A 16,003-nucleotide genomic window follows, 5' to 3' on the forward strand; every position below is an offset into this window, starting at 1 on the left:
CCTCAAGATGAGATATCCCATCGTAAGAGTAAGACCCCTTGAAGACGACGAGGTTGATAGGGCAGGGGTGGAAGTGCCGTAAGGCATGGAGCTGACTGCTACTAATCGGTCGAGGGCTTGACCAAAAGGTCAGGGTAGGAAATGGTAATAGGTTTGAGATGAAAAGTTTGTGTGCAGTTTTGAAGGTATATGGAATTGAAATAAATGATTGCGAGGATGATGCTTCTGATTAGTTTTAGGTCAGGGCATTGTTTTTTGCATTTTAGAATGCGCGAGTGGCTCAGTGGTGGAGCATCGCCTTCCCAAGGCGAGGGCCGCGGGTTCGAATCCCGTCTCGCGCTTATCTTTACGAAGCTCCCTGACGATTTGCCAGAGAGTTTTTTTATTAAGGGGAAAAAGAATATGGATGTATTTATTTGGATTTTGGATGTGGTTGGAACTATCGCATTTTCAATCTCAGGTGCTATGGTTGGCATACGAAAGAAAATGGATTTGTTTGGTGTTTGCGTGCTTGGAGTTGTCACAGCCACTGGAGGCGGCATGACAAGAGATATTGTACTGGGAATAAATCCACCGAGAATGTTTACCAATTCGACAGATGTTTTAATAGCGGCAGTCACAGCTATTCTCACATTTATAGTAATTCATTATGCAAATAAGAAAAAGCAGACACATGTAGGTTTTCGTGAGATGTATAGTCTTGTACTTTTTGTAATGGATACGCTAGGTCTTGCAATTTTTACTGTAATTGGTATTGAGGTGGCGCTGGCAACGAGGCCTGATGCAGGCAACTTCCTGCTTGTGTTTGTCGGTACAATTACTGGTGTTGGAGGCGGATTGCTAAGAGATATGATGTCAGAGTCAATTCCATACATTTTTCAAAAGCATATTTATGCGACAGCATGTATTGTTGGTGCAGTGATCTGCGTTATTTTTTATAGAAAATTGAACATTTCGCTAAATATATCTATGATAGTGGGAGCAATTGCAGTGCTTGTAATTAGAGCATTAGCGGCACAGCTAAGATGGAATCTTCCGACAGTTCATTTGGACGAAGAGGGAAAATCGTAATTAAAAAAGTAAGCACCATGGTGCTTACTTTTTTTTAGATCGTCTGTATTCTGCCAGAATTAATAAAAAAACTCCGGAAAATAAAACTAAAAAAGCATAGGAAGGAATAACCCGCAGTGAGTAATAGCTGATGGTCAGCCAGAGTAGAGCAATGATAATTAATATAAAGGCTGCCCAGTGCAGCATATTGAATCGTTTCATACAAGCTTCTCTTTTCTGTTAGCGTTACTTATAAAATATCATACTTTAATCAAATTGTAAAGCAAAGGAAAGACGCCATTTATTAAGAATTATTTATGATGCTATTCAAATTTTGTGACAGCATTTTTGGCGTATGTTGTGGTTACGAGATCATCGTAAGGCACTTTTTGTTCAAGCTCCCCAGCATCAAGCAGGATATCCTGAAGCAGATCAAAGCTTTCCTTTGTGAATATGGTATCATTTTTCCAAGTATCCTGCTCAAGATAACGATTTACAATGATGGTAATTGTTTTGATATCTGTTTCTGGAAATTGAGGTGCAATGACGTTTGCAATCTCCGCTGCACTGTGAGAATTGACATATTCAAGCCCTTTTTGAATAGCATTTGTAAAATGCTGTATTGTATCAGGGTGGGCCTTTAAAAAGCTTTTTCGGGCGCTGTAGGCGGTATATGGAACGTACCCTGAATCAACTCCTAGAGATGCCGCTACATATCCATCACCAGACAGCTCAAGAAGCGTTGCATGTGGTTCAAATTCGACAGTATAATCGCTTAGAGATATGTCAGACGAAAAAGCTGCAGCTGTAGAACCAAAATCAATATTTTGTATTATCGTCACATCTTTTTGCGGAGTTAATCCGTTTTTCTTTAAGATATATTCAAAAACCATCTCTGGCATACCGCCTTTTCTGCCTCCAATTACAGTTGATCCCTTTAATTGTGACCAAGAAAAACTATCATATTGTTCTCGGCTGACAAGAAAGTTTCCAGCCCGTTGTGTAAGCTGGGCAAAATTGATAGCAAAATCCTCATTACCTTCTTTATACGTATAAATACTGGCTTCACTGCCCATAAAACCGATATCAGCATTTCCGGAAATGAGAGCAGTCATTGTTTTATCAGCGCCAAAACCGGTGTCGAGTGTCAGCAAAATACCTTCCTCTTCAAAATAACCAAGCTCAATAGCAGTATATTGCGGTGCGTAAAAGATAGAGTGAGCAACTTCATTTAATGTTACAGGAGTAAGCTCCTTGTTATTTTCAGTTGATGATGCAGTTGAATGAGCATTATTTTTTGAAGAAGAGCAGCCTATAAGGGAGCAGATCAAAATAGAGAAAGCAAGAATAACGAGGTGAAGAAGACCTGTTTTTAGTTTGCTTTTTACTAAAGAATTGTTTACAGAAAAATTGTTCATGGAAAACCTCAGAGAGCTGTTTGTGATTAGAATATGCATAAAAAAGGTGAAGCGTTAATGGATGATTTGTGGTATACTTATAACGTATTTTTTAACAAATCAAGGAAGTCCCCCGCTTCAATTGCGAAGAGCAATAAGCAGTGGGTGGGGACTTCCTTGTATCAGGAGGGGTATAAGCCCCTCCTGATAAACTGCGAAGCAGTTATTTGGTTATGAGCAAGTAGCGAAGCGGATTGCGAATATCCGCTTGACTAGTTAGAAAAATTGGCAGGTGAAAGAATATGAAAATTGTGGTAATTGATGGTCAGGGTGGCCGTATGGGAAGTGCATTTATTGACAAATGGATTAAGTCTGGGGGTGATCCAAAGGAACTGATTGCAGTTGGCACAAATGCGATGGCAACATCAGCAATGATGAAGGCAGGTGCTGTGAAGGCAGCGACAGGAGAAAATCCAGTAGTTGTCAATACGTCAGGAGCTGATTTTGTAGTCGGACCAATTGGAATCATTGCAGCAGATGCACTGCTTGGCGAGATAACACCAAAGATGGCACAGGCAGTTGCATCTTGTACAGCACAAAAAGTGCTATTACCGGTAAATACATGTATGTTTCATGTGGTTGGTGTGTCAGATAGTCGCCTGAGTGATAACATTGATGAAGCTATTTCTTATATTTTGCAAAATAAATAGCAAAATATTGTATTTTTTGTCATTTTGCTAGTTCCATTTTCGACAGATAATTGATATACTGGAATTGTTCTGCGAGTAAAAAGAAAGTAAAACTTATGTAAAAACCGCCGAACAAGTAAATCAGAGGCTTGGGCACAAAATGTGCTAAGTCAAAAGAATGAGAGGTAAACATGGGAGTAACATCCATATTGTCACTGTTAAGTGGCGTAGCGCTATTCCTTTATGGAATGTCGGTCATGGGCGATAGCCTGAAAAAGGTGGCAGGCAACAAGCTGGAGCTGATTTTGTATAAGCTTACCAGTACCCCTCTAAAGGGAATATTGCTTGGAACAGCAGTAACGGCAATTATTCAGTCTTCATCGGCGACAACAGTTATGGTTGTCGGATTCGTAAATTCTGGTATGATGAAGGTTGCGCAGTCAATTGGTATTATCATGGGCGCAAATATCGGAACGAGTGTCACTGGCTGGATCCTCTGTCTGTCCTATATTGAGGGATCAGGTGGCATTGCACAGCTTCTTTCAACAGCAACTATTTCAGCAGTTGTTGCCATTATCGGTATTGTTTTCCGTATGGTTATGAAAAAGGACAGCTATCGCCATGTCGGTGAGATTATGCTTGGTTTTGCAATTTTAATGTTTGGTATGCAGACAATGAGTGGAGCTGTAGCACCACTTAAGGATAGTGAGACATTTAGAAGCATGCTGACAATGTTTACAAATCCGGCAGCTGGAATTTTAGTTGGTATTCTTTTCACAGCAGTTTTACAGAGTGCATCTGCATCAGTTGGTATTTTGCAGGCACTGTCTGTAACAGGAGGAATCAGCTTTGCAGTAGCACTTCCGATTGTTATGGGTATTGGTGTCGGTGCAGCATGTCCAGTTTTAATGTCTGCAATCGGTACAAATAAAAATGGTAAACGTACAGCTCTTATCTATTTGCTGAACGATTTATTTGGTATGCTGTTCTGGTCAATTGTGTTCTACACATTAAATGCAATTTTCCATTTTAAATTCATGAATGTTGTAATGACGCCGGTATATATTGCGCTGATGAATACAGTTTTTCGTGCAGCAACAATTTGTATTTTGTCACCATTTATTAAATACATTGAGAAGCTTGTTTACATTTTAATCAAGGATGACGAGGAAGATCTTGATGAGCAAAAGGATTTTGATCTTCTTGAGGAACGCTTCTTAAATTATCCGGCAATCGCAATTGCACAGAGTCATACTGCGATGAATGGTATGGCGAGAAAGGCGCGTAAGAATTTATCAAGATCAGTGAGCCTTCTGAAAAAATATTCTGATGAGAAATATCAAAAGATTGAAGAAAAAGAAGTGCTGATTGATAAGTATGAGGATAAGCTTGGAACATATTTGATGCAGCTGACTGGAAAGGAATTAAGCGGAGATCAGACTAAGCAGGTATCTAAATTTTTGCATACAATCAGTGATTTTGAGCGTATGGGTGATCATGCACTGAATGTTGCCAGAACTGCAAAGGAACTTTATGATAAGAAGATTGTCTTTTCAGATGAAGCGCGATATGAATTAAATGTCTTAATTGCTGCAATGAAGGAGATTGTTACAAGTACAGTTCAGGCTTTTAGCCGTGATGACTTACAGATGGCAGCTAGAATCGAGCCGCTTCGTGAGCTTATTGGTATGTTGTGTGATGAACTAAAAATGCGTCATGTAGATCGTTTGCAGTCTGGAAAATGTGGAATTTCCCAGGGCTTTGCATTTAACGATTTGTTGACAAACATTGAGAGAGTATCAGATCACTGTTCCAATGTTGCCGTAGCGATGATTGAGCTTGAGTCCAGAAACTTTGATACGCATGAGTATTTAAAGAGCGTGCGTGAGATGAGAAATACTGAATATAAGCGTTACTTTGAGGAGTATGAGCAAAAGTATAGTATTGATGATTTCGAAGCTTGGTCAGAAAGACAGCAGGAGAAGGCAAAGATGAAGGCTCTATTAGAGGAGCAGCAGCTACAGCAGGGAAGAAAATCTAAGAATGTTGAAACGGCAGAGACAATCATTCCAGAGAATATTGATCCGTTAGAAGATCCGCTTGAGGATACAGAAGAAAATTAACAAATCAAGGAAGTAGTTATTTGGTTATGAGCAAGTAGCGAAGCGGAATATCCGCTTGACTATAAAAAAGCAGGTACCTGCAAATGGAGATAAATCCATACAGGTCCTGCTTTTTTGTATGTGCAACTTACTCGGGAGTTTTGGTTTGACGATTAGAATTTGCCACCTCCACCGCCAAAACCGTTGCTGTCAGTGCTTCCGCCGCCGCTACTGCCACTGCTAGAAGAGCTGTCATTTTTCTCTCGCTTTACACGCTGCGTAGTGGTATAAAGATAATAATCACGTTTCTTTGTAAGATGAAAACTTCCAGGTTCCATATAATCTGCAGCGCTAGTTTTCTTAACAGCTGTCTTCATAGAGGCAGCCTTTACACTACAAATGATAAGTGCAACTATAAATGCAATGCCAAATGACATCAGATATGGCAAAGCGCGAGATAAGAAGGTAAGTTTTGCCGGATTATCATCACTGTAAGGTGTTCCCTCACGCGCTTCCTTTAAAAAGGCTTCGCTCAGATCAGCAAAAGTGGTAAAAGCATCATAGTAATCACCATCAGAAAGCTTCGAAGTAACACGACTGGAGATGTAGTCAAAACCGTATTCATTGCTGACTGCGGTTAATCCATAGCCGTATGTTAAAAGCTGCCAGTCGCGCTCAGCCATACTGACTGCAAAGATAATACCATCATGACCGTCTCCGTAGCCGTAACCACATTGCGTATAGATTGCTTCAACGTAATTACGCACATCATAGCCATTTGTATCTTTTAATGTAAAGACAACAACATCACATTGATACTGCTGTTCAATTGCTGCCAATTTATTAGATAATGCAGTGATTTGATCTGATGAGAGAAGTCCGGCACCATCATAGACATCACCTGAAATCTCAGATTTATTAGCAACTTCAATGCTGGCAAGGTCAACTTTAGCACTGGCAAGAACAGGAAGTGTTAAGCTGATGCATAATAAGAAAGTGCACAGTACAGCAAATAACGATCGCTTGCTGTGTTTTTTATGTAAGATTGTGTTCATATGATCACTCCTTTCATGTCCAACGACAAATTAAAAGATAAACAGCTTCAGCAGAATGCCGAGCGGAATCGTAATGCCAGCGAGAAGACTAAAGAAGCGTCCCTTATCAATCGGAAGATCACCAATCAGCTTGCCGGTTTGTCCATTGATGGCAAAATGGTAGGATTTGCCATGCCAGTTAGTTGTCAGCATCCATACAGGAAGGAGTGCATAGTCAACGCTGTTTTGTGTGGTGCTGATTTTGCTGGTACGTGGTGTCAGCGTTGTGTAGTCGCATGTTCTGCGGATAGCTGCAATTGTTGTGTTTTTTACGCGAGCTGTTGCGCGCGGTGCGCATGCAGTAGCATCCTCATCATAAGTTTGTGCTGCATAGCCTGGCAGATAATCAGTATGAAAATCAGTGATAGCGCTGTAATCAAATGGTTCAATTGCATCCATGTAGGCATCATCCATCTTCGATGAGCCATCAACAGGAATGTTGTTAAAACGAGCTTCGCCATCACGCAGAACAAGATAATGTTCTGTTTCTGTGACATCATAATCACCGTCTGTGTAATGATGTGTGCGTGTCGCATCAAAGGAAAAGCTTCCATTGGATTCACAGCTGTAAAGCCAGAAAGGAACGTAAATACCGCTGATTTCCTCAAGATGGTTTTCAGCAGAAAAAGCACGCGGAAGGAAAATCTTTCCCTTATAAAAGTTTTTCAGTGTTTCTTTTGCTGTTTTTTTGTCGACCTTAAAAGGAATCACGTAATTAGGGCGCTTAGCACCACTTAAATGGTCAGACAATACGACAGGAGAACCACAGTAGGCACAGGTAGAAGCAGCTGTTGTCTCATCAGTGACAAGTTCTGCACCACATGTAGGGCAGTGATAGCTGCGCATACCTTGCTGCTCACTAGATGACCAGTTAGATCCGGCGTCAGACGTATTCCAGCGTGCATTATCTTGATCAGTACTGGAAGGTGTGTCGCTTAGAGCTTTCATTGCCTCAACATCAATTGAGGTGTCACAGTGAGAACAGTGTAGTTTCTGGGTTTTGCTGTCGAAAGTAAGTGCTGCACCACAGTTGGGACACTTATAGGTTTTAATCGAATCATCCATAGAAACCTCTTTTCCGTGCCGCTAAAGGCACTATTTTCTTATAATTATTGTATCATGGATGAAACTGTTTGTCTATAAAAAAGAGACTGCGCATTTTTATGCACAGCCTCTTTTTTATAGACAAATATTTGCAGTATGCCCTAAGACGAAACCATTGCACCGAAGGGCTTCGTCACATAATGCGTAAACTGTAATCTTTGCTACAATTATAGTTGATAAGCTAACATTTACAGATCCTCTGGCTTTACTGCAACAGTAATAAGCTCAAATGGATGATAGGAGACAACCTTGGTACTGCCTTCGATATCCTCGATGAGATTCATAGTCTGTACCTCAAATGGGAAAGCAATCTTTCCACGGCGTCCATCCTGCTCTGACAGACGAAGAATCAGATACTGTCCGTCCTCAGAACGCTTCATTGCCTGCAGATAAAGTCCACAGTTGTTTAAGGTGCCACGAAGAGCAGCAGGAACAGTGACATTTGACTTGCAAAGAGGAACATTATATTCCATAGCAGTCTTATTTACCTGTGCCTCTACAGCGTCACCGCTGTGCGGAATGATTGTGTAGCAGAAGTCATGATGACCGATATCAGATGTGATATCAGGGCGGATAGTTGCACGAAGAAGACTTAAGGAGATCTCATCTTTTTCAAGACCAACGCCATATTTGCCCTCGTTAATGATTGCAATACCGCTTCCGCTTTCAGACATATCACACCACTTATGATGGCAAACCTCAAAGCGAGCCTGCTGCCAGGAGGTGTTCTTTGTAAGATCACGTTTTACAAAGCCGGCACTTGTATCACAAACGAGCTCTCTTGTCAGAACGTCTGGTCCAAAGTTTACTTTCACGAGCTTATGCTTCTCATCCCAGTCTACGACGTTTTCAACTTCGATTGCACGAGAATCAGCAAAGAAGCGAAGAATCATCTTCCAGGTACTCTTTTCTGTTGTGAAAGTAACAGCAAATTCAGCAGAGGAACCATCAGAAGATACAAGAGCAAGTGGCTTGTCTACGTTTAAAGCGACCTGAACATCTTTATAATTTGGCAGGATATCCCATGCATCATAAACACCTGGGTTATCGGCATACAAATGAAGTTTGTTAAAGCCACAGCCTTCCTTAACCCACTCGCGGTCAAGCTCTTTATCGTACAGACTTACAAAGCTTCCATCGCTTGAAAGCTTTGCGCGGTAGTAAGGAGTTTCTACAACGAGACAATCACACTTGTCACAAAATTCAGTGCTCAGCCAGTTTTCCTTGGATGGAAGAGCTGCGACAGTGCCAGTACTAAGACCGGCAAGTGTAGGAATGCTCCAGAATCCCTTTACACCGTGACGAGTAATAGATCCGTTTTCATCTTCAATGAAGGTAATTGAAGAACGAGTGAAGTTTAATGAGTTGAAATATTCATTGCCAGCAGTTAAAGCAAGCATTGCATCAAGACGCTCGGAAACGCTGCGATAATCATTCATTGCATCCTCATATACTGGATGAATATGAGAACCTGGCAGTATATCGTGGAACTGATTTAATAAGAACTTCTTGTAGCACTCTGTCAGTTCCTCAGATGGATAAGAAGTGCCAGTTAAGGATGCGAGAGCAGCGCGAAGCTCGGTCTCACGAAGCTTAAATTCAAGAGTACGGTTTGCTTTCTTTAAATTAGACTTTGTAGTGAAGGTACCACGGTGCATCTCAAGATACAGCTCACCATCCCAGGTTGCAAGGTTTGTGTTATCCTTTAAGTTCTTGTGAAGGAATGCGTCACCGCCAGTGACTTCGATTTTTGGCATAACAGAAACCTTGTCAAAACGACGAATCATTTCAAGCATTTCCTCGGTACATCCAGAACCACCGTCTCCGTAGCCATACATATTTAGTGTTTGGCCGCCAGTTTCCTTATCCTGATAAGCTTCCCAGTTTTCCTGAATCTGACTTGGCATGTTCCAGGTAATAAAGTGTGTCGGAGGAACGCAGGCATATACGCTGCTTCCGTCGATACCCTTCCAGATAAAGTTGTTGTGTGGGAAACGGTTTGTATCGTTCCAAGTGGACATCTTGTTAGAAACAAAGTAATCAACACCACTCTTTTTTAAGATCTGAGGAAGAATCCAGCTGTTTCCAAAAACATCTGGAAGCCATGCATTGTCTATGGTGCGTCCAAATGCCTTTCTGAAGTACATCTGTCCATACAGACACTGACGAATTAAACTCTCAGCAGACGGAATATTACAGTCAGGCTCGACATACATAGCGCCAACAGGTTCAAACTGACCAGCTGCAATTTTTTCTTTTAATTCAGCAAACAGTTCTGGATAATACTTTTCCAGTGTTTCATAGGTGTATGCCTGTGTGTGAGTATATTTAAACTCTGGATACTGATCCATAAGACGAAGCTGAATAAGAATGGTTCTTGCATTTTTATGTACAGCATGGATACGGCGCCAATAATAAGCTATATCAAGATGAGAATGACCAACTAAAGCAACATCACCGCTGCCCTTGAAGTCCGTGTTAGAGTAGATATTCTTTTCTACATACTCAGCAGCCTGATCAACGCCTTCATAGGTGTCAAAATCAATGAAGTCAAGCGCCTTGCTCAGTTCACGGAACAAAAATTTGCGGTAGTCTTCATTAAAATACTCGCTGTGAGCGATATCCATAAATAAGATATAGTCATAAACAAGAGACTGTACATTATCACGGATAGTTGAAAGATAAGCTCCCTCGAAGATCTGGCGGCAGCCACGATGTGCAAGAGAGGCAGGGTTTCTCTCGTCGTCCGGCTTAGAGCGGTTATATGCTTCAATCTCAATTGTAAGATCGTCAGAATCAATATATGGATTAAGCAGGATGCGTTCACGGTTCGGGTCAACGCCGCCAACATACTTTCCATTAATTTTAACGATCATCTCAGCTGCTGTATGAAGTGTAAAGTAGATGTTTTTTCCCTTCATATGTGCTGGAATCTGCACATGGCCGCGGATAAAGGCAGTTCCATCTGGGGTGAAATACATGTCGTCTTTCTTTAACGGACGATATTCATCAGAATAATATTCGTATTGATCTTCTGAAATCTGTCTGGCATCGCGAATCTCAAGATCTGTAATTTCAAATTTCTCTTCATAAATGCCGCGCTGCAGCCATACAAAACGAAGGTCAGTCCATTCCTCCGGTCTCATACTGCGGCGGACAACTTTTACATGAGCCATAGTAAAATCCTTTCATATATGTAATTAATTATGATGCCTACGAATGCTTTGATACTTCGCATCTCTCGCAATTCTAAAAACATTCGGGTCTCAAGGTCACAAACTTCCTCATGCAAACATGATCAGCTTGCGACTTTGAGACTCTGGCATCACACGTTGTCCCAGAAGAATGGCTTCTTGCGGACAGCAGTGATCTCAACAGTTTCACCCTTTGCTTCTTTGATTTGCTGGGCAATCCAGTCTACGCAGCGGTTTAAAATCAGACATTTAGAACACTCGCCGCGGAAGATCAGAGTCAGTTTTTTATTTTCATAGGAGACAAACTCGACCCAGCCGCCATCACCCTGGAGCTTTGGAGCCAGAACATTTTCAATATATTCTTTCATGGCGTTATCCTTTCTCTTTATTAAAAATTGATCCTTATTTCTTGATGAAATCCTCACGCATTGGTGTAAAAACATCGCACAGAACACCAGCCTCAAGACATTCACATCCGTGAAGACTATTGGATGGCATTAAAATGCTGTCACCTGCGTTTACTACCTGAGTTTCTCCATCAATTGTGAAGGCGAAACTTCCCTTTACGATGTAAGTAGTCTGAACGTGTGGATGAGTGTGGAAATTACCCTTAGCTCCCTTTTCAAATGTGATCTCACACATCATAACCTGATCGCTATAAGCCATTACCTTGCGGGAAACACCTGGCTCACATGGTGTAGCAGTTACCGTATTGTTGTGTACAAACATAATGAAACCTCCGTAAATTGTAAATTTTAATCTGGATAAAAATCCTTTATGTTAAGTATACCATAAAAATTGACAAATGACAGGACACTTTTCAGGGAAAATACAACAGATTTTATAATTATGATACTAGGGTCAAAAGCTCCAAAAGCCGTTCGTGCTTGCACGATAAGGCTTTTGAGCTTGGGACCCGCAAAAACATGAGGATGCAGCGATTTTCGAAGAAAATCAGCGAATCCGAATGTTTTTAGAATTGCGAAAGTTGCATAGCAACGGAGCAATTCGTGGGTATCGGTTGGGGGCAAAATACTTTTAGACCCCAACATCATAATTAATTTCCCCAAAGGCAATATTTTATAAAATCTTGAATAACGTCGGGATGATTTTTGTCGGTGCAGACAGAAAGAGAAGATCCGTCTGAGAGAGGAAGTTTAGACGAAAGGTAACTGTCATCAAGCGAAATTCCGGTATGGATTTTGTTTCCGTTCCCATCAATGGCTGTTAAAAGACGGTTTTCTTTTTCAAGTTTTTCATATAAATCTTCAGAAAGCAAAGAAGAAAGATCAAGGAAGGCATTTTGAGCCGTATAGTAAGAAAACATTTGAGGGACTGTGATTAAAACATCTACAGTATCAGTTGCAAGAAGAGAGGTCAGCTTAATGTTGGATGCAGTGTTATAATACTGGTCATAAACCTCTTTGTTACTGTCGTCAACAGATAAAGAACAGTCAAAAATAGTGTTTTTCTTCCAAGTTTTGTCAAAGCCATTTTTTTCTTCAAATTCCTTTTGAACAACAGAAAAATCAGAGGAGAGAAGACTTGTTTCATTTACTGTTACGCAGTAAAGCATGGTATCCTGAAGATTACGGTAGATGCATGCGCCTGCTTCATATAAAAGAAATATGACTAGAAAAAATGCAAAAATCTGGAGCTTATAATATTCCCATATATACCATAGTCGATCTTCAATGCTCATCTGTTTTAATTTTTCAAGCTCAGTTTTAAAGGTTTTATTTATATTATTTTGTTTCAATGATGTTCCTCCTCAAAATCAGGAATCGGATAAATAAAGGGGATCCTGATCTGTACAATATTTTCATAATATGGAATAGAAGAAAAGGTGATTTTGACCGTTTCTCCGTAGAAAAATACGAGTCTTTGATAGACATTATTAAGACCAACATGCTTTTGTCCGTCTGTACCTGTGTGTAAAATTTGTGTCGCTCTTTCAATATCAATTCCTGCGCCATTGTCAATCACACGAAGATATAACCATGGATCATCACGGTAAACTTCAATTTTTATGGATGGCACATCGAGATAGCTAGAACTGTTGTCAAGTCCAAAACCATGACGAATAGAGTTTTCAACAAGCGGCTGAAGAATGATTTTTAATATTTCATAAGAAAGCAGTTCCTTTGGAATGTCGCTCGTAAAGCATATCTTATGGCTAAAACGGTAATTCATTATATTGACATAGGCCTGAACGTGTGCAAGTTCCTTTGAGATTGAAATCAGCTCGCCTCCAAAATTAAGACCGATTCGCATAAAGTCAGCTAAATTTTGAATCATCATGGAGGCATTTTGGGTGTGATTGCTGTAGACTTCCATATTGATATATTCAAGCGTGTTATATAGAAAATGTGGATTGATCTGCTCTGAAAAAAGTCGTATCTCAGCATTGTATTTGGCTTGACGCTCCAGCTTAATCTGTTCGATTTGCTGCTGAATTGTCTGATACATGGAATCAAGTGATTTACTTAGCTGACCAAGTTCATCTGACTGGGTTAAAATCTGACTTGAATCATAAGTCTGATTTTCAATAGCAGAAACAGCACTGATCAACTTTGAGAGTGATCTGGTAATTAGATTGGAGGCAATCAGTGTACCAACAGTGATTGTCAAAAGTACAACTAAAATAGCAAGATACAGATAATGCTGGATAGTACGAAGCGATGACAGCAGCTGGTCCACCGAAATTAAATTAGCCAGACAAAGCGATCTGTTTCCAATTCGGTTTAAGATCAGATAGGCATCATCTTGTTCAATAGTAAGAGAGTTTTTGCGAACTGGAAGAGGATGAAGCGCATCACTGTCAGAAGAGTCGCTGTTCTTTCTTGAAGCATTTACGATAAGATTGCCAGAGTCGGTTAGATAGTAAGCTCCTTCAGAGCTTCGTTCGCTATAAGTATGAAGAAAGTCGCGAACCATTCCGGCATCGAGAAGGATAAATAAAATAGCATCAGATGCATCAACACTGTCTGCTACAATCACAATGGTCGTATTTTCCATATAGGTGAGAGGAATGGCAATAGGAATTACAGTCTGCTGATCTAAAAATGGGCTTGTCTGAGCTGCAAGTACTGTGATGCCAGAGATGGACTCAGCAGGATTTCCAAGAGTATAATCAGTGGCTGACAAAAGGCTTTCACTAAAATTGTGGTAAACCATTCCAGTTTTGCTTGTTATTAAAGCAGAGCGAATAAGTGAGCTAGATACACACAGATCGTGAAGTGTATCTTGAAGATCACTGTTAAGTTTGATATAATCATCATTTTTGCATCGCCGTATTCGCGAAAATTTGTTGCTAAATTCAGTTGTTCCGCAAATATCAACGAACCGTGTCGTGATAAAGGAAAGTGCATTTTCAAATGCCTGCGCAGTGTTTGCAGTGTTATTTTCTGCCCGTGTCAGCGCATGAGACAAAAAATAGTTTTTTAAAAAGACCTGTGCCCCAAGGCTGATGAAAAGCAGGCTTGCCACAACAATAAATGTAGTGGCAAACCAACTTTTTATCATGATATGGTGTGAGGGCCGAAAATGATCAATAAATTTTTTTAATTGTTTCATCGTCATATAAAAATGTTGTATTGTGGTCTGTACTATCGGTTTTGATAGTCAGAAGGAGAAATTCCAGTGACATTTTTAAAAGCTCTTGAGAAAGAGCGGTAGTCTTGATAGCCGGTCGCATAGGCAATTTCGCTGATACTAAGCCGCTGCTCTAAAAGAAGCTTTTTGGCAAGATCAGTTCTGGCATTCAGTACATAATCACGGAAATTTTGTCCGGTTTTTGTTTTAAAGTAAATCGTAAAATAAGATTCACTTAAGTTGACAGTGGCAGCTACATCCTTTGCTTTTAAATTACTGCTGATATGGTTTTTTATATATTCTTTAGCAGTTTCAATAATAGGATCTGAGGATTTCTTTTGCCGTTTATAGCTTTCTGAAAGCGACAGAAAACCAGCTGTCAGCCATTCAATTAGTTCTGTGATTGTGTGACATAACAGCACATCATCTGGGCGTATAGGCTCTTCTGGTGAAAGCTCTGTGTGTTTTGCAAGAAAGCGCACACGGATGTTTGTCAGTACGTGAATACACATGCCGCGGATAAAATCAGGCGGAGGCAGTTGTGTAAAAAAGAGCGAATGTACAAATTGGGCACAACATCTTTTTATTTCATCAGGATCATTGCGCTCAATGCAGGAAATCATTGGATCATATGCAATTGATGAAGGAGAAAATGAAGGCTTTTGGCGGCAGACCATGGTATCGTCATATACATCATTTTCACGTTCATATATGTGATAAGATAATGCGCGAAGTGCGTCTGTGTAAGCGGCAGCAGCTTGTTCAGTCTGATCGGCAAGTGTACTGATAGCAGTATAAAAACGGATACCAGTTTGCTGCTTTAAATGGCAAAGTATACTTGCAATAGGTTCTCGGATTGCACAAAGCTCCTTATTTTGAGCGTCAGAAATAAGAAGTACAAGCTGTTTTTCACGAAGAATCCAGGCTTCAATAGACTGGTTGGAGAAAGCACTTATAAAAAGAGATTTTGCCTGTTTAAGAGCAGGTAAAAGTCTGTCATTTGATATAACTGCTGAACAGACAATAACGCGATAAGGAGTATCAAACAGCGTAAGAGAAAGCATCGTGCGGCGTCGTTCAATCTCACTTTCATCGCGAATTTCATTTAATAGAAGTTGATTCAAAAAGAAAATTTTTGAACTTTCCATTAATTCATCTAAATTTCTGGCGGCAGCAGAAGAATGATGATGGGAGAGAATCTCAGCATATTGTCGAGATAGCTCATCCTTAAATTCTTCAATTTTTAACGGCTTTAAAAAATAGCCGTTTGCACCATAGCGAATTGCTTTTTGTGCAAGGTAAAAATCGTCATATCCGCTTAAAATTAAAAAACGACAGGTGATTCCAGCAGCTTTAGTTCGGCGGATTACTTCAAGCCCATCAAGTTGAGGCATTTTAATGTCAATTATAACAAGATCCGGGAGATAGCTTCTGATTAAATCAAGTGCCTCCTGGCCGTTAGAAGCAACAGCTACTACCTTGGCATGGTATTGCTCCCAGGGAATGGCATTTTGGAGACCGTTTCGAATAGCAGCCTCATCATCAGCAAGCAGAACCCGGATAGAAATGGATTCCATGAAAGTTCCTCCTTGTTTTGAAATTTCTAATTTTGTATGTTTGTTACGCACATATGCTGGTGTTATTTTAACATGAATGGAGCAGAAAAGCAACTTTTAAACGTAAGCCAATATTTATAGCAAAGCCCAAAGGTGAATGGATTTCGTAACATTGATGCGTGAACTGTAACCAACAAAATGAATAATTGAAAAATGTCACATG

The 16,003-nt window shown here is 40.3% G+C and carries 13 protein-coding genes, 1 tRNA gene and 1 rRNA gene; 5 read left to right on the plus strand and 10 right to left on the minus strand.

All coding sequences use genetic code 11. The features are described 5' to 3' along the window. The 3 genes from LKD48_RS02705 to LKD48_RS02715 form a co-directional block, all read left to right on the plus strand. Window positions 1-125 (plus strand): 23S ribosomal RNA (locus LKD48_RS02705); the annotation flags it as partial. A 144-nt stretch (window positions 126-269) separates the two neighbouring features. Continuing rightward, window positions 270-341, plus strand: a tRNA-Gly gene (locus LKD48_RS02710). Between the two features lie 61 nt (window positions 342-402). Then, entirely contained in the window at window positions 403-1,071 is a 669-nt protein-coding gene (locus LKD48_RS02715) for a trimeric intracellular cation channel family protein (RefSeq protein WP_227101753.1), read from the plus strand. A 24-nt stretch (window positions 1,072-1,095) separates the two neighbouring features. Here the strand turns inward: LKD48_RS02715 and LKD48_RS02720 are convergent, their stop codons facing one another. Both LKD48_RS02720 and LKD48_RS02725 read right to left on the minus strand, forming a co-directional pair. Further along, window positions 1,096-1,272: a hypothetical protein gene (locus LKD48_RS02720; protein ID WP_308731109.1), complete on the minus strand. Its 177-nt coding sequence runs from the start codon at window positions 1,270-1,272 to the stop codon at window positions 1,096-1,098. A 101-nt stretch (window positions 1,273-1,373) separates the two neighbouring features. Beyond that, a complete protein-coding gene (locus LKD48_RS02725) occupies window positions 1,374-2,468 on the minus strand; it encodes an ABC transporter substrate-binding protein (RefSeq protein WP_308731110.1) in 1,095 nt (364 codons plus the stop codon). A 281-nt stretch (window positions 2,469-2,749) separates the two neighbouring features. On the opposite strand from LKD48_RS02725, the gene LKD48_RS02730 reads away from it, so the two are divergent. Continuing rightward, window positions 2,750-3,157 carry a DUF3842 family protein gene (locus LKD48_RS02730; protein WP_308731111.1) on the plus strand — a complete coding sequence of 136 codons (408 nt, stop codon included), beginning with the start codon at window positions 2,750-2,752 and terminating at the stop codon, window positions 3,155-3,157. A gap of 170 nt (window positions 3,158-3,327) precedes the next feature. Continuing rightward, window positions 3,328-5,259, plus strand: a complete 1,932-nt coding sequence (locus LKD48_RS02735) for a Na/Pi cotransporter family protein (protein WP_308731112.1) — start codon at window positions 3,328-3,330, stop codon at window positions 5,257-5,259. A 152-nt stretch (window positions 5,260-5,411) separates the two neighbouring features. Here the strand turns inward: LKD48_RS02735 and LKD48_RS02740 are convergent, their stop codons facing one another. The 8 genes from LKD48_RS02740 to LKD48_RS02775 all read right to left on the minus strand — a co-directional run bounded on the left by LKD48_RS02740 (window position 5,412) and on the right by LKD48_RS02775 (window position 15,801). After that, window positions 5,412-6,293 carry a TPM domain-containing protein gene (locus LKD48_RS02740; RefSeq protein WP_066561674.1) on the minus strand — a complete coding sequence of 294 codons (882 nt, stop codon included), beginning with the start codon at window positions 6,291-6,293 and terminating at the stop codon, window positions 5,412-5,414. A 30-nt stretch (window positions 6,294-6,323) separates the two neighbouring features. Then, on the minus strand, window positions 6,324-7,397 hold the full coding sequence (locus tag LKD48_RS02745; RefSeq protein WP_118613188.1) for a TFIIB-type zinc ribbon-containing protein: 1,074 nt from the start codon (window positions 7,395-7,397) through the stop codon (window positions 6,324-6,326). Between the two features lie 227 nt (window positions 7,398-7,624). Beyond that, window positions 7,625-10,612, minus strand: coding sequence for an alpha-mannosidase (locus LKD48_RS02750; protein ID WP_308731113.1), 2,988 nt, complete (start codon window positions 10,610-10,612; stop codon window positions 7,625-7,627). Between the two features lie 149 nt (window positions 10,613-10,761). Beyond that, on the minus strand, window positions 10,762-10,998 hold the full coding sequence (locus LKD48_RS02755) for a NifU family protein (RefSeq protein WP_066561670.1): 237 nt from the start codon (window positions 10,996-10,998) through the stop codon (window positions 10,762-10,764). Window positions 10,999-11,032: 34 nt separating this feature from the next. Next, window positions 11,033-11,359 (minus strand): cupin domain-containing protein, encoded by a 327-nt coding sequence (locus tag LKD48_RS02760; protein ID WP_118613192.1) that lies wholly within the window; start codon window positions 11,357-11,359, stop codon window positions 11,033-11,035. Between the two features lie 328 nt (window positions 11,360-11,687). Next, window positions 11,688-12,389, minus strand: a complete 702-nt coding sequence (locus LKD48_RS02765) for a hypothetical protein (RefSeq protein ID WP_308731114.1) — start codon at window positions 12,387-12,389, stop codon at window positions 11,688-11,690. Continuing rightward, the gene (locus LKD48_RS02770) at window positions 12,386-14,206 is read right to left on the minus strand and encodes a sensor histidine kinase (RefSeq protein WP_308731115.1); all 1,821 of its coding nucleotides are present in this window, start codon (window positions 14,204-14,206) and stop codon (window positions 12,386-12,388) included. The genes LKD48_RS02765 and LKD48_RS02770 overlap by 4 nt, the downstream gene beginning before the upstream one ends. 32 nt (window positions 14,207-14,238) lie before the next feature. Beyond that, window positions 14,239-15,801 carry a response regulator gene (locus tag LKD48_RS02775; RefSeq protein WP_308731117.1) on the minus strand — a complete coding sequence of 521 codons (1,563 nt, stop codon included), beginning with the start codon at window positions 15,799-15,801 and terminating at the stop codon, window positions 14,239-14,241. Window positions 15,802-16,003: the final 202 nt, after the last annotated feature.

Origin of the sequence: Anthropogastromicrobium aceti, assembly GCF_020687335.1 — a bacterium.
Lineage (GTDB): Bacteria > Bacillota > Clostridia > Lachnospirales > Lachnospiraceae > Anthropogastromicrobium > Anthropogastromicrobium aceti.